The 14,050-nt window shown below is 41.3% G+C and carries 12 protein-coding genes and 1 rRNA gene; 1 reads left to right on the top strand and 12 read right to left on the bottom strand.

The window, feature by feature from the left end; genetic code table 11:
• Window positions 1-5: 5 nt before the first annotated feature.
• From ACP7AK_RS12030 to ACP7AK_RS12015, 4 genes are all read right to left on the bottom strand, one after another.
• A complete protein-coding gene (locus tag ACP7AK_RS12030; protein WP_005107779.1) occupies window positions 6-1,670 on the bottom strand; it encodes a putative pilus system OmpP1/FadL family transporter FilD in 1,665 nt (554 codons plus the stop codon).
• Between the two features lie 12 nt (window positions 1,671-1,682).
• A complete protein-coding gene (locus tag ACP7AK_RS12025) occupies window positions 1,683-2,888 on the bottom strand; it encodes a hypothetical protein (protein ID WP_425879979.1) in 1,206 nt (401 codons plus the stop codon).
• Between the two features lie 34 nt (window positions 2,889-2,922).
• On the bottom strand, window positions 2,923-3,756 hold the full coding sequence (locus ACP7AK_RS12020; protein ID WP_153567073.1) for a putative pilus system C39 family peptidase FilB: 834 nt from the start codon (window positions 3,754-3,756) through the stop codon (window positions 2,923-2,925).
• A gap of 189 nt (window positions 3,757-3,945) precedes the next feature.
• Window positions 3,946-4,998, bottom strand: coding sequence for a DUF6160 family protein (locus ACP7AK_RS12015; RefSeq protein ID WP_425879978.1), 1,053 nt, complete (start codon window positions 4,996-4,998; stop codon window positions 3,946-3,948).
• 259 nt (window positions 4,999-5,257) lie between these two features.
• Here ACP7AK_RS12015 and ACP7AK_RS12010 point away from each other — a divergent pair, with 259 nt between their 5' ends.
• Window positions 5,258-6,589, top strand: a complete 1,332-nt coding sequence (locus ACP7AK_RS12010) for an anthranilate synthase component I family protein (RefSeq protein WP_425879977.1) — start codon at window positions 5,258-5,260, stop codon at window positions 6,587-6,589.
• 110 nt (window positions 6,590-6,699) lie between these two features.
• Here ACP7AK_RS12010 and hisC read toward each other — a convergent pair whose 3' ends face one another.
• From hisC to rrf, 8 genes are all read right to left on the bottom strand, one after another.
• A complete protein-coding gene (gene hisC, locus ACP7AK_RS12005; RefSeq protein ID WP_425879976.1) occupies window positions 6,700-7,788 on the bottom strand; it encodes a histidinol-phosphate transaminase in 1,089 nt (362 codons plus the stop codon).
• A 148-nt stretch (window positions 7,789-7,936) separates the two neighbouring features.
• Complete coding sequence (gene hisD, locus ACP7AK_RS12000) at window positions 7,937-9,241, bottom strand: histidinol dehydrogenase (protein WP_425879975.1); 1,305 nt, start codon at window positions 9,239-9,241, stop codon at window positions 7,937-7,939.
• 186 nt (window positions 9,242-9,427) lie between these two features.
• Window positions 9,428-10,129 carry an ATP phosphoribosyltransferase gene (gene hisG, locus ACP7AK_RS11995; protein WP_004730740.1) on the bottom strand — a complete coding sequence of 234 codons (702 nt, stop codon included), beginning with the start codon at window positions 10,127-10,129 and terminating at the stop codon, window positions 9,428-9,430.
• Entirely contained in the window at window positions 10,129-11,385 is a 1,257-nt protein-coding gene (gene murA, locus ACP7AK_RS11990; RefSeq protein WP_004279150.1) for a UDP-N-acetylglucosamine 1-carboxyvinyltransferase, read from the bottom strand. The genes hisG and murA overlap by 1 nt, the downstream gene beginning before the upstream one ends.
• Window positions 11,386-11,392: 7 nt before the next feature.
• Complete coding sequence (gene ibaG, locus ACP7AK_RS11985) at window positions 11,393-11,644, bottom strand: BolA family iron metabolism protein IbaG (RefSeq protein ID WP_004730742.1); 252 nt, start codon at window positions 11,642-11,644, stop codon at window positions 11,393-11,395.
• Window positions 11,645-11,777: 133 nt separating this feature from the next.
• Window positions 11,778-12,110 carry a ribosome hibernation-promoting factor, HPF/YfiA family gene (gene hpf, locus ACP7AK_RS11980; protein ID WP_004730744.1) on the bottom strand — a complete coding sequence of 111 codons (333 nt, stop codon included), beginning with the start codon at window positions 12,108-12,110 and terminating at the stop codon, window positions 11,778-11,780.
• A gap of 184 nt (window positions 12,111-12,294) precedes the next feature.
• Window positions 12,295-13,746 (bottom strand): RNA polymerase factor sigma-54, encoded by a 1,452-nt coding sequence (locus ACP7AK_RS11975; protein WP_425879974.1) that lies wholly within the window; start codon window positions 13,744-13,746, stop codon window positions 12,295-12,297.
• A gap of 197 nt (window positions 13,747-13,943) precedes the next feature.
• A 5S ribosomal RNA gene (rrf, locus tag ACP7AK_RS11970) occupies window positions 13,944-14,050 on the bottom strand; the annotation flags it as partial.

The raw sequence follows: 14,050 nt of genomic DNA, 5'->3' as shown, positions 1-14,050 counted from the left end.
CTTCCTTACCAACGAGTGCGATAGTTCAAACCTAAAATGGTAATTTTGGTATCTGTTTTTACGTTTAAACCTGCATATGGGTTTAATAACAGGTTATTTACCCCAGTCTGGTTGGCTAAACTACTGGTATTTGCTGGAATCTGATCTTTGCTGCGCAAAAAACCAATCGATAGATCCAGATCAGTATCTGCATCAAAGCGGTAACCCACACCTAAACCAAATAACTGCGCACCATTGATCGGTACCATGGTATTACGCTTATTTTTCGGAATAGCACTAGTCCGTGGCTCATAACCTGCTCGAAGCTTCAAGCGGTCTGTAGCGGAATACTCCATCCCGATACCGAAGTTCCACGGCGATTCAAATCCCATCGGTAAAGCCAGGGTTGAGTCAGTAACATTAGCAGATAAAATTTTGGCAATTTTTAGGGCTGAAATAGTACGATCAAATTCGAATTTAAATTCGTCCCAGACCTTGTAATCTGTCCAGCCAATATCAAAATTTACTTGCAAATCTGGCATCACTTTATATTTGATACCTGCCTGAAAATGCGCCGGATATTCAAAATCCTGCGACACCAGACCAGATTCACTCGATGGTATATAAGTAGGAAATCCAAGAATTGCAGCCAGAATCTGGCCGGTCGGTGAGGTCATTAAACCTTTAATCATTTCCTGAGGAGCTTTGGCATTATCAATATGATATTTACCTTTTAAGCGCATTTTTGCAGCACTTTGGTACACCATACCAAAACTAAAATCTTCGCGTGGTTCCCACAATATTCCCAGGTTATAGCTTGGGCTTAAGTTTTGCTCAAGCTCCAGTTGCATTTGACCAAACTTGCCAAATGGGTTCATCCCCTCATCAGCATTACAGATCCCGAGCAAAAGAATATCTGTAATAATGTCGGAATTTTCTTTAAACGGCGTACACACGACTTCGTCGATCATACGCAACATCCCGATCAACTCATTCGGGAAACGCAAGTCCGTTTTCATCCCGATGGCTTGATAAGACATCCCGATAGAAGCACCAATCGACAGTTGGTCATTGACCTCATAACCGATGGATGGAGACAGATAGGTAATCCGCTCTAAAGCAACCTGTTGTCCCATAAAGTTTGCCGGATTACCATCCTCATGACCAAAACCTGCCATGAGAGGAGCATAAACAGCAGTCGCATAAGTGGCTTTAGAACCAGGTGGGTTATATGCGATCCCCATAGTCGGTGCAGTCAAAGGAAGACCTTCGCCTAAATCCACCATTTTTTTCAGAAAAGGGACATAAAGGCTGACATATTCCACATCGCCTTTGACCGGACCTTTAAAATCTGTACACAAATCAGATGAAACTTCAGGACCGTCATTACAGACAATAGGATCATCAGAATAGCCAAATACGTTATATCCGGCGGGTACTGAAAACTCACGCTGGATATCAAAATTAGCCACAATGATTTGCTGTTCGGTTTGCAGCCCATCAATTTTAGTCAGTGCAGCCGGGTTAAAGTGGATGGCATTGACCCCTGGAGGATCTGCAGTGACAGCATTCCCCATGGATAGTGCACGTAAATCAACTGAAAGGTTGGTTCCCAATTGTGCAAAGGTATAACTTGAACAGCCCGCAAGAATAATTCCTGTTAATAACGGGCTAAGTCGAATGTTTTTCATACGACACCCCTATTAACTGATTTTTTTACCAAAACCTAAAATATCAAGTGGGAATGATAATCCCAACGAAACATCCGGTGCATCTTCGGTCAGCCCTAAGCCAACGGTACCATTAACAATTGTTTCTGGAGAGACTCGCACACCTAAGGAAATTGCAAAGGTAGAACTGGTCTGATCTGCAGCAGAATAACTTTCACCAGTGTTATAGTTAAATTCCGCACCAGTATTAAAGCTTTGCTGATAGGACATGGTCATCGAAACATCATAGTTAAATGAATATGCGAAACCAAAGGCAAAGCCTCCACTAACACCAGGTTCAAACTCCTCAATAATCCGGCTACCTCGACGCTGATTCAGGCCCGATTCTTTAAAACCATAGTTCGCAGAAACTGATGCAAACAATACGACTGGGTCAATGTATTTACGCGTACTAGCACCTACTCCAGCAGAATAATAGCCCTTTCCTGCTGCCAGATCTGTCGCGGCATTAATTTCATAAGGGCTGTCACCAGTTTTAGTTGATAAATTACCAAATAAAATCAGAGGCAGACGACCCGCTTTTAGGGGAAAGGGTTCCCAGCGAGCGCCCAAACTAATATCACCTAAACCCGCAGTAGAGGTATCTTTCAACAAGTCAGTTTTGGCCACTAAAGGTAGGGATGCAGTCAAGGTCAGGTTATCTTTCACGCCATATTGGAAAGTGAAAGTATTAGTCATACTATGTGTTGCATTTTCTTGAACACGTAGTTGATACAATTGGCCCTGAGCCATTTCTATATCGAGTTGAGTGTCTCGATAATAGGTATAATCAATATCGTAATATGATGAAATTTCACCTTGTTTTATCAGAGAGTATTGGCGTTCATTTGACGTAAATACTTCTTCCAGATTAGCTGCCTGAGTAGCATCTCCTTCTTGTTGCTGTAAAGCTTGAGATGCATCTACTACTTGGCCAGCCTGAGTCTCTACAGGTGCTGCTGTTTCAACGACAGCCTCTTCAACTGCTTCATATTCACCTAGTTCTGACTCTTCTGCAGCCTGCGTTTCGACTTGTCCAGTTTGAGCCGGTACAGATGCAGCAGTTTCAACAACAACTTCTTCATCAACCGTTTCGTATTCACCTAGTGCTGGTTCTTCTGCAGCAAATGCAACGCCCATTACCATTTGAATGCTCAGTGCCAAGAACGTCTTGTTCATCCATTTACTGTTCATATCCATTTCACCATTTTAATTTTTATTACTGTTTTTCGTTTTATTTATTCTTGTAATACAGTCTCAGGAAGTTATGTTGATATTCCCCAAATTGTTCTGACTCTGTATTACGATTACGGTCCATACGGATCGTAGAAGCTTTATCAGCAATTTTGTCCATATAAAATTGTGGATACTGCATGTCAACCAAGGCATAGCGATTGATCGTAGCATCTTCTACATGGCGCATATCTGATTCTTTTAATGCTAGAAAATTTTTGCGATATTGTTCAGGTACATTAATCAGGAACAAAGTGTTATTTTCCCAAATATCCTGAAAACGCCGTTCCTCAAAACTGATATTACCAAGTGCAGGATCTGCAACATAAACCCGGCCATTTTTATAAGCTTTATACACTACAAAATGCTTAAATCCTGCATAGGAAATCGGAACAATGGCGGGCTGATCTTGATTGACTAAATCTTTGAACTCTCCTCGATAGCCTCCACTTTCCAACCCTAAGGCTGAAACAAAGCGCTTCATATCAAGCAGAGAAAAACTACGGCGTTCAACAATTTTATCCGTTTCACCGAATTTCATTAGCCCACTCATGACTTGCTGCTCATCCAGCTGCGTACCGACATAACCATTAAGGAGGGTCGTAAGTGCTGCTGAACCACAACTATAATCATAAGCTTGACGTACAATGCCCTGAAACTGATCCAGAAGGGCTGGTTTTACTTCCACAGCTTCACGGTGCATACGCACAAAAGAGTCATTTCTTGAATCAAGAACTTCAGTATAGTGAACAGCACCGTTCGGCTGTTTTTTGATATCCAGAGCTTCTTTGGCAGCGTAATACATCAATGCCGAGCCCAACGCGATCTCTAACATAATTATTAACTTTTCTTATAATGGGCATGATGTGCCTATTTTTTCTTTTTATAGAGCATTAACTCTACTTCCCTGTAACTAGAAAGATACCTGTTTTTTCAAAAAAATACAGTATTTTTTTTATTTTTTAGATAAGTGATATAGTCATAAAAAAGCGCGTGTAAACACGCGCTTTTATTAGAAGAAAGATTAGTGACCAGAAATAGTAATAATTGCGCCTTTAGTATAAGCACCTTGTGAAGGAGAATAGAAAGTTTGTAAACCTTGGACTTCCATATCACCAATTGATGATCTTGCTTCACGGTTACCTAAATGAATACCTTTAATGTATTGGTCTTTCGCCCCAGTATCATTACTTACAATACGAACATGTGCTGCCTTACCTAATTGAGTGCCGGTAGTACCAACATAAGCATCGTTAAATACAGAAATATTCTGGCTAATGGTTAAATCATTAGACGATGCATCTGCAATTTTGATACTTTCAACAAAAATCTCACCGGCTTCACGTGTAGTCACTGGAGTCGTGCCTACAAGCCCCACTACTTTATTTTTAGTGGAATTATCTAAAATACCTAGGTTCTTAATTTCTAAACCACCTTGCATTACACTATTCATCTTGATCATAGCGCCTTGTGGAGCAGCACCCAGTTGAATATTGGCATTTATCACACCAGTTTTAACGTCAAAACCACTAATGATGTCGTTTACAACACCGGCACCACCTCGACGAATCGAATCCGGATCATCTGCACCAGATGCAGTTACACCAATTCGGCCAACTTTGATATCTAGACCCGATACTTGTGCAGCAACATTAATGAAAGGATTACCAGCCCCAGCATCTGAATCAATTACCAAGTCAGCAAGGTTACGGGATGCAAGTAAATAGGCACCATTATTGTCATAATTGGCACCGATTACTACACCATGCGTTGCAGTAGTAGGATCAGCAAGAGCAGCAGCATCAGGTGCTGTATCAGTCTTACCACGGATTACGATCGCACCTGCTGTAGAAGTACCTCCGAAACCCGCCTCATTTGCAACACCTTTAGGTGCCAAACCGTCGTTATCATGGATAAATAATTTTTCAATAGCAATTTTCGAGATGCCGATACCAATTGTCAAACCGTCTTGACCCGTTGTTTCGCTTAGAGATGCATCATCCATTGCTTGCATCGCCATCGCATTGGCACTAAATGCAACTGAAGTCGCTAAAACTAATTTTGTAAATTTTTTCATTGTTTACTCTCCCAAGAGTACTATTTTTTTTGGTTGTGAATTACTCAGTGTTTAGGCTGTATTTTTTATTTTCTGACAGCTTAAGCATCTTTCCTTGAGTAATTTGCTAGCCCACTTAAATTAGCGTCGAGTCAAATTTTGATCAACTGTTGTTGGTCGCAATCTGTCGCTTACCGATAAACGGTATTTCATGATTTAAAAATATTTTCCTGGCTTCTTGATATAAAATAGTAAGTCATATCGAACTCTCCATAACTGAATGACCGAAGCTCTCTATCATCGTCCCTTAAAGTTTGAATCACGTCTGGTTACAGATCTATTATCCGCATTGAAGACATTGAATCATCTAGTGTATTTAAATAATAATGGTCGGCCTTTTATTGCCTGCTGCGCTCAAGAATATTTTGTTGCGCAGACATCACAAATTCAGTCTTTTAAAAGAATAGGGATTGAACAGTATCAACCCAGCCCATCTGAATTTAATTTAGTGATTAATGCATTAAAAACTCCTCAAGAGAATGGCTTTCATGGAGGCTATGTTGGCTTTATCGGCTACGATTATGCGGCTCAACAATATATTCAGTATCCAGACCGTCCTCAACCTGGTTTATTTATTGGTCAATTTCCTTCCTACATTAAACCAATCTCTGATGGCTGGATGTTCTATAGTGATGATCCACAGGCAGAACAAATTTTCAATCATATTCAGAACTTACTTAATCAAGATAAAATTCACTCGACATTTCATTTAAAAAATCCTTGTATCTCACGCTGGACTAAATCTGTTTATACTCAGGCTTTTCAGAAAATTCAGGACTATATTGTTGCAGGTGACTGCTATCAGATTAATCTGACCCAAGAGTTTAAAGGTCGTGCCCAAGGCTCCCTCTTAGCGACTGCCCAAGCATTCTGGACATTAACCGAAGCGCCCTACGCGGGTTATTTACGTATTGGTGATTTTGAATTACTCAGCTGCTCACCCGAGTTATTTATTGACTTCGAAAAAAATCGAAAAATTATCACCAAACCAATTAAAGGCACCATGCCACGCTATAGCGATCCTGTGCTAGATGAACAATCTAAACAAACCTTAAAAGCATCGGAAAAAGATCAAGCAGAAAATGTCATGATTGTGGATTTATTACGTAATGATTTAAGTGTTTATGCAGAAACAGGCTCGGTTAAAACCCCCAAATTATTTAATATCGAAAGTTTTAATCAAGTGCATCATATGGTGAGCGAAGTAGAAGCGACCTTAAAAGCAGATGTGAATCCTTTCGAGGTATTAATGTCAGCCCTACCAGGTGGCTCAATTACGGGCGCACCTAAAATCCGGGCCATGCAGATTATTGCTGAACTGGAAGGTGTAGCACGTGGTGCTTATTGCGGTTCAATGGGTTATTTTAATTTTGATGGTACCGGTTCCTGGAACATTCTGATTCGTTCCATCCAGAAATATCAAGAAGATGTTTCTTTATGGGCCGGTGGTGGCATTACCATTTCTTCGGATTGTAATGCGGAATATCAGGAATGTTTTGATAAAGTTTCAGCGATGCTGGATCTGTTAAATACCTGGTATCAGCCTGAATAAATAAAAAAGCGAATCATTTGATTCGCTTTTTTCTACAAATCCACCCTAACCTTCCTTTACTCAAAGAGGGAACTCCTCCCTTTTCAAAGAGAAGCTAGGAGGGATTTTAATCACACCAAAATCTCATTTTTTAGCGTATCGACTAAACGCTGATTTTGCTCATCTGTACCAATGGTAATTCTTAAGAACTGGTTAATACGTGGCTTGTTAAAATAACGCACGATAATGCCACGTTCACGCAACTCACTTGCAAGTTCGCCTGCATCCTTAGATGGCAATGAGGCAAAAATAAAGTTGGCACTCGATGGTAAAATTTTAAAACCAAGCTCATTTAGTTGAAACACCAACTTTTCACGGCTGGCAATAACTTTCTGATTCTGTGCTTCAAAGTAGGCCTGATCTTCAAATGAAGCGACCGCTGCAGCAATCGCAAAACGGTCCATCGGATAGGAGTTAAAGCTGTTTTTGACTGCTTCAAGTGCTGCAATCAAATGTGGCTGAGCAATCGCAAAACCCACTCGCAGACCAGCAAGAGAACGTGACTTCGATGTGGTTTGACATACCACTAAATTTTCATATTTCTCAACCAGCTTGACTGCTGATTCTGCACCAAAATCCACATATGCTTCATCAAGCATCACCACTGAATCCGGATTGGCTTGTAGGATTTCCTCAATGGCTGCCAAGCCCAGTTCAATACTGGTCGGCGCATTAGGATTAGTAATAATAATGCCGCCATTAGCTTGTTTATAGTCATCCACCACAATTTCAAAGTCATCATTCAATGGCAAGATTTTGGTTCTGATGCCAAAAAACTGACTATAAACCGGATAGAAACTATAGGTAATATCTGGATAAAGTACAGGCTGTTCTTGAACAAAAAATGCTTTAAAGATATGTGCCAAGACTTCATCTGAGCCATTGCCGACAAAGACAGTGTCTACAGGTACATTTTGTTGTTTAGCGATCGCCTGTTTCAACTCTGATGCATCAGGGTCTGGATACAAACGCAAAACATCTGCCGAATTCGCAAGTACCTTTTGAACCGCTTCTACCACTTTGGGTGAAGGTGGATACGGATTTTCATTGGTATTAAGTTTTAAAATATTCTGGATTTTTGGTTGTTCGCCTGGAGTATACGGTTTTAATTCACGTACTTCAGGACTCCAAAAACGCATTTGTTCTGTTGTGATATTCATTTTGTATTCTCTTTAAACCCTCTCCTAACCTCTCCCTGAGCCATATATGGCGCAAGAGAGGAATTTTCATTACTAAAGACACAAGATTTTTGTGGTTTAAATTCTCCTCTCCTTTTAGGAGAGGGTCAGGGAGAGGTTGTAATGCTATTTATGATTGATAACGATAACGTGCTGACTGTGCATGTGCATCCAAGTTTTCCTGTTGCGCCAAGATATCCGCAGTTTTTGCTAAAGTTTTTACACCTTCTTGTGAGCACATAATCAGGCTTGAGCGCTTCTGGAAATCATAGACACCAAGTGGCGATGAAAAACGCGCAGTACCTGAAGTCGGCAAGACGTGGTTTGGACCAGCACAGTAATCACCAATGGCTTCAGGCGTATAACGACCCATAAAGATCGCACCTGCATGACGAATGCTGTCAGACATTGCTTCTGCATCATCTAAACATAACATCAAATGCTCAGGTGCCACCTGATTAATCAAATCTGATGCTTCTTGACGGTCTTTTACGAGTACCAAAGCACCACGATTGGCAATCGAAGTACGGGCAATTTCTGCCTTTGGCAATATTGCCAGGTGCATTTCAATCGCCTGTTCAACCTCATTCAGCAACTGTTCATCTGGTGTGATGAAAATGGCTTGTGCCACAGTGTCATGTTCAGCTTGCGAAAGTAAATCCATCGCCAACCATTCAGCATTATTTTGGCCTTCGGCATACACCAGAATTTCAGAAGGTCCTGCAATCATGTCGATACCGACCTGACCAAACACCGCACGTTTTGCCGCAGCAACAAAACGGTTGCCTGGGCCGGTAATTTTATCGACCGGTGGGACAGTTTCTGTACCGTAAGCCAATGCCGCAACCGCTTGTGCGCCACCAATCGTGAAGACACGTGTCACACCTGCCAGATAGGCAGCCGCCAGTACCAATGGATTTAAATCACCATTCGGTGCAGGTACCACCATAATAATTTCAGGAACTCCCGCTACATGAGCAGGCACAGCATTCATCAATACTGAAGATGGATAAGAAGCCAGACCACCCGGCACATAAATCCCAACACGATCCAGTGGAGTGACTTTCTGACCAAGCGTATTTCCTAAAGCATCGACATAGGTCCAGCCGTCCTGTTTTTGTACCTGGTGAAACTCGCGCACGCGTGCTGCAGCAAGCTCTAAAGCTTCGCGCACTTCAGTCGTCAAACCCTCGAAGGCAGCTTGCAGTTGCTCTTGGCTTAACTCTAAATCTGAAAATTGATGCGCCGGATGTCGATCGAACTGTTGAGTGAGTTTAAGAACTTGAGCATCACCATGCTGACGAACATCAGCAATAATTTGATCTACAGTTTTTAAAAGTTCAGGATCATTAACAGTTTCAAAAGCCAACAAGTCAGCAAATGCTTGCTTGAAGTTTTGATCTTGGGTCGATAAACGTCGCATCAATTTACCCATCAGGTTTGAATTCGAAGGCTTTAGTTTACCTGTTTTCCAGACTTTTGTCGGCAGCTATAGTGCTCTAGCCCTATGAGTTTTATTGGAAATAACTTTTGGTAAAATTGATGAAAGAATTTACATCGTATTTATGTTCAATCGAATAAAAAAACCGCCCTAAGAGGACGGTATTTTTATGCAACAAATTTAAGCTTGTTTGGCCTTTTCACGTTCTTCCACAGCTTTTTCAAGCTGTGCCAGAATCGGATTTAACAACGCTTGCTTACGCTTAAAGCTGGCTTTATTCACGATTAAACGCGAAGACACTTTGCAGATTTCTTCAAGTGGCTCTAAACCATTGGCACGCAAGGTATTGCCTGTATCTACGACATCGACGATGTAATCGCCCAGACCAACTAATGGTGCAAGTTCCATGGAGCCATACAGCTTGATCACATCCACTTGCTCACCCAGGCTGGCATAGTATTGACGGGTCAAATTCACGTACTTGGTCGCAATTTTTAAGCGACCTTTAGGACGTAGCATCCCCACCTTACCGGCGGTCATCAATTTACATACCGCAATTTTCAGGTCCAATGGTTCATAGACGTTTTGCGCGCCATGTTCCATCAATACATCTTTACCGGCCACGCCAATATCGGCTGCACCATTTTCAACATAAGTCGGTACATCTGAAGCACGTAAAATTAGAATACGAACCTGTTTATGCGTGGTCGGGAAAATCAATTTACGAGATTTATCAGGATCTTCTAAAAGATTAATCCCTGCTGTTTCTAGCAAAGGTAAAGTCTCTTTTAAGATACGCCCCTTACTTAATGCCAAAGTTAAACCATGATCAAAATTGCCCATTACGTCAAAGTTTGGATCATCGTTTCTCATATCGCTCATTAATTTACTCGCTTAATTTGGGCACCTAAACTTTGTAACTTTGCTTCTACATCTTCATAACCGCGGTCAATATGATAAATGCGGTCAATCAGCGTTTCACCTTCAGCGGCAAGTGCTGCCAGCACCAAAGAGAACGAAGCACGTAAATCTGTTGCCATTACGGGTGCGGCAGAAAGTTTTTCTACACCCGTTACCACAGCATCATTACCTTCTACCTGAATATTGGCACCCATACGTGCCAATTCAGGAACATGCATGAAACGGTTTTCAAAAATCGTTTCAGAAATTGTCGCAAAGCCTTGAGCAATGGCATTCACAGCCATAATCTGGGCTTGCATATCGGTTGGAAATTCTGGATGTGGTAAGGTTTGGAAGCTGACAGCTTTCGGACGTTTACCCAGCATATCCAGTTCAATCCAGTCGTCACCACGGGTCACTTCTGCGCCCATTTCTTCAAACTTGTCCAGCACCGCTTCCATCAGGGACGGATCAGTATGCGTGGTTTTGATACGACCGCCAGTGATCGCTGCTGCTGCCAGATATGAACCGGTTTCAATCCGGTCAGCAACAACCGCATATTCACAGCCATGCAGACGTTCGACACCGGTCACAATTAAAGTATCGGTATCTAGACCTTCAATCTTGGCACCCATCTTGATCAGCATTTGCGCAAGATCAGTGATCTCAGGTTCACGTGCTGCATTGCGAATCGTGGTCACACCATCGGCCAACACGGCAGCCATCAGAATATTTTCTGTCCCACCCACAGTCACCATATCAAAGACAACTTCGCCACCTTTCAGGCGACCATCGACTTTGGCATGTACATAACCGGCTTCGACTTCAATCTCGGCGCCTAAAGCTTCTAAAGCTTTCAAATGCTGATCGACAGGACGGGAACCAATCGCACAACCGCCTGGTAAAGACACTTTTGCACTGCCATAGCGCGCCAATAATGGACCAAGCACCAAAATAGAAGCACGCATAGTTTTTACGAGCTCATACGGTGCGAACTGGTTATCTAATGTAGAAGTATCAGCAACAACCGTATCGCCTTCATAAGTCATGGTGATCCCAAGACCAGCAATCAGCTTCACCAACGTATTGACATCTTTTAGATTAGGAACATTTCTGAGCGTAATCGGGGTATCAGCAAGAATCATTGCTGCCAATAATGGAAGTGCTGCATTCTTTGCACCAGAAATGCGCACTTCACCTTCGAGCTTGATACCGCCCTGAATTAAAAATTTATCCATTAAATGATTAAGCTCCAAATAAGCTTGCTTTGCGCCATTCTTCTTTTGTCATCGCGCGAATTGTTACTGCGTGAACTGCACCACTGGCAATATGGGCATTGAGAGGAGCATAAACAGCTTGTTGGCGTGCAACTGGACGCTTACCTTCAAATTGATCATCCACAATACGGAGATCAAATTTTCCGCCCTGACCACTCACAGCAACATCCGCCTCCGGAAAAGCGGCTTCTAAAATTTCAGCGAGCTGTTCATTATTCATCACAAGACCTCTTATAGGACTAAGGGTGTAAAACGAGCCATTTTACTATAAATAGCAAAAATAATTCATGGATCCATACATTATATATATAAAAAAAAGAGGCTTTTAAAACCTCTTTTTCATCATTTATCCTTTATAGGGCTAAAGGATGCTGCTGTAAATGCATTTCCCGGTATCGATCAATCTGCCGTTTCAATTTTTCGGTCAATATTTTAATTGAAGTATACATATCATCTGCGGTGGCGTGAGCAAAAAATTCAATGCCCGGTAATCGGATAATAGCCTCTGCGATATGATTACTACTGCCCTTTCTAGAGCGTTTATCAATTTGATGATCTTTCGAGAGTTTCACTTGCATACTATTCACCTGATCTAGGTGCTTCGTCATCTGTGAAAACTTGGTTTTTATACTTTCTTCAATAGCTGGCGTAATCGATAAATGATGTCCACGAATTGTTATTTGCATAGTTCTATCCCTCACCTTCGTTAGGATTAGAAGAGTCTCAATATAAAATAATTTAAATACAGTAACTTATAAATAAAATATCCGTATTTTAAGTCCTGAATCAAATCAATCTTACTGATCCTCAAAAGAAAAAAGATTCATTATGTTGTCATAATGAATCTCTAGAATAGCCAGATTTCAAATTTTAGATCAAGACTTTTCGCTCAGAAGATGAAGGAATATGTAACGATTCACGATATTTCGCCACCGTACGTCGTGCCACATCAATGCCTTCATCTTTTAACATATTGGCAATTGCATTATCAGACAGAGGCTTACGGGCATTTTCTTCGGAAATCAGTTTTTTGATTTTGGCACGAATAGCAGTAGAAGATGCTTCACCACCTGAAGTAGTCCCGACATGACTCGAGAAGAAATATTTCAACTCGAACAATCCACGTGGGGTCAGCATATATTTATTGGTGGTTACACGAGAAACTGTAGATTCATGCAATTCGACTTCTTCGGCAATATCTCTTAAAACCAGAGGTTTCATGCCTTCCGCCCCAATTTCCAAGAACATCTTTTGATGTTCTACAATACAAGTCGCGACTTTCAATAATGTTTTATGCCGTTCATCGATACTTTTGATAAAGTTCTTCGCTTCCAGCATCTGATTACGCAGGTACTGATTATCATCGCTATGATCTGCACGACGAATCATTTTGGCATAAAAAGAATTGACGCGTAACTTTGGCAGTACATCCGAGTTTAAATTGACTTGCCAGCAGTTATTCTTTTTCATCACCACAACATCTGGCACCTGATAATCCGATTCCTTGTTTTCAAATTCCAGACCTGGATGCGGTTTTAAGGTTTTTAGCAAATCTACAGCACAGCGCAACTGTTCTGGATTTAAGCCAGTCTGTTTGATCAGCTTAGGAAGCTCATTGGTAATCAACAATTCATAATGTTGCAGAAGTTTGATCGCATCATTTCGGCAAGGGGTTGACGCAGGTAAATTATCAAGTTGAACCAATAGGCATTCTGCCAAGCTTCTAGAACCTACACCCACCGGATCCAAACGTTGAATATGCTTTAATACAACGGCAACCTCATCATCTTCAATTTCTTCTTCAGACCCCATAGAAGAGAGTAAATGTTGTACCGATGCAGTAATTTCACTCAACTCTGCATCTAAAAAACCTTTGTCGTCTAAAGAATCCACGATGCAATAAGCGATTAATTTATCAACCTGTGAAAAATTCAACAGATTAATTTGTTCTAGCATATATTCTTGCAGGCTCTGATGTCCTTGACGATTATCTTCACGCTCTTCGAACTCGGCTGCCCCCAGACTTGTAGGTTGATGGGTATAAACATCATCCCAATCGGTATCTACAGGTAAGTCATCAGGCAGATGATCGGCATTAAGTTCATTGGTTAGATCGTGATTTTCATTATTTGATTCAATTGTCGATAAGCTTTCAAGGGTAATTTGCTCTTCAACTTTTTCTAATAGAGGATTACTATCAAGTTGCAACTGAACTTCTTGTTCCAATTCCAGACTTGAAAGTTGTAATAGCCGAATTGCTTGCTGTAATTGTGGAGTTAATGACAGCGAGTTCGCAATTTTTATGCCCACTGATAATCTCATTGTTACCCCCTTAATAGAAAATCCCGTTTTATAAGCAATTTTTATGCCGTTTTATTTTTTATAACACAGATTTACTAAAAAACATACAAATTGGATTTTAAATTTCTAGTCTTTCGCGACTAATAATTGTTGAAATACTTAAATTTGCGCATAAAAAAATCCCCCTCTGCCTTGGCGGAGGGGGATTTCGAATAATGAGCTGGCGATGACTTACTCTCACATGGGTAACCCCACACTACCATCAGCGCTAAGAGGTTTCACTTCTGAGTTCGGGAAGGGATCAGGTGGTTCACTCTTGCTATGG

The organism is Acinetobacter sp. TWP2-2-3, assembly GCF_049896445.1.
GTDB lineage: Bacteria > Pseudomonadota > Gammaproteobacteria > Pseudomonadales > Moraxellaceae > Acinetobacter.
The sequence above is the reverse complement of the archived record's forward strand: the minus strand, read 5'-3'. Positions and strand labels throughout refer to the sequence as shown.

What these genes read in the sequence shown, in the direction of transcription:
- ACP7AK_RS12030 (WP_005107779.1), bottom strand. Translation starts at nt 1,670, where the DNA reads ATGAAAAACATTCGACTTAGCCCGTTATTAACAGGAATTATTCTTGCG.
- ACP7AK_RS12025 (WP_425879979.1), bottom strand. Translation starts at nt 2,888, where the DNA reads ATGGATATGAACAGTAAATGGATGAACAAGACGTTCTTGGCACTGAGC.
- ACP7AK_RS12020 (WP_153567073.1), bottom strand. Translation starts at nt 3,756, where the DNA reads ATGTTAGAGATCGCGTTGGGCTCGGCATTGATGTATTACGCTGCCAAA.
- ACP7AK_RS12015 (WP_425879978.1), bottom strand. Translation starts at nt 4,998, where the DNA reads ATGAAAAAATTTACAAAATTAGTTTTAGCGACTTCAGTTGCATTTAGT.
- ACP7AK_RS12010 (WP_425879977.1), top strand. Translation starts at nt 5,258, where the DNA reads ATGACCGAAGCTCTCTATCATCGTCCCTTAAAGTTTGAATCACGTCTG.
- hisC (WP_425879976.1), bottom strand. Translation starts at nt 7,788, where the DNA reads ATGAATATCACAACAGAACAAATGCGTTTTTGGAGTCCTGAAGTACGT.
- hisD (WP_425879975.1), bottom strand. Translation starts at nt 9,241, where the DNA reads ATGGGTAAATTGATGCGACGTTTATCGACCCAAGATCAAAACTTCAAG.
- hisG (WP_004730740.1), bottom strand. Translation starts at nt 10,129, where the DNA reads ATGAGCGATATGAGAAACGATGATCCAAACTTTGACGTAATGGGCAAT.
- murA (WP_004279150.1), bottom strand. Translation starts at nt 11,385, where the DNA reads ATGGATAAATTTTTAATTCAGGGCGGTATCAAGCTCGAAGGTGAAGTG.
- ibaG (WP_004730742.1), bottom strand. Translation starts at nt 11,644, where the DNA reads ATGAATAATGAACAGCTCGCTGAAATTTTAGAAGCCGCTTTTCCGGAG.
- hpf (WP_004730744.1), bottom strand. Translation starts at nt 12,110, where the DNA reads ATGCAAATAACAATTCGTGGACATCATTTATCGATTACGCCAGCTATT.
- ACP7AK_RS11975 (WP_425879974.1), bottom strand. Translation starts at nt 13,746, where the DNA reads ATGAGATTATCAGTGGGCATAAAAATTGCGAACTCGCTGTCATTAACT.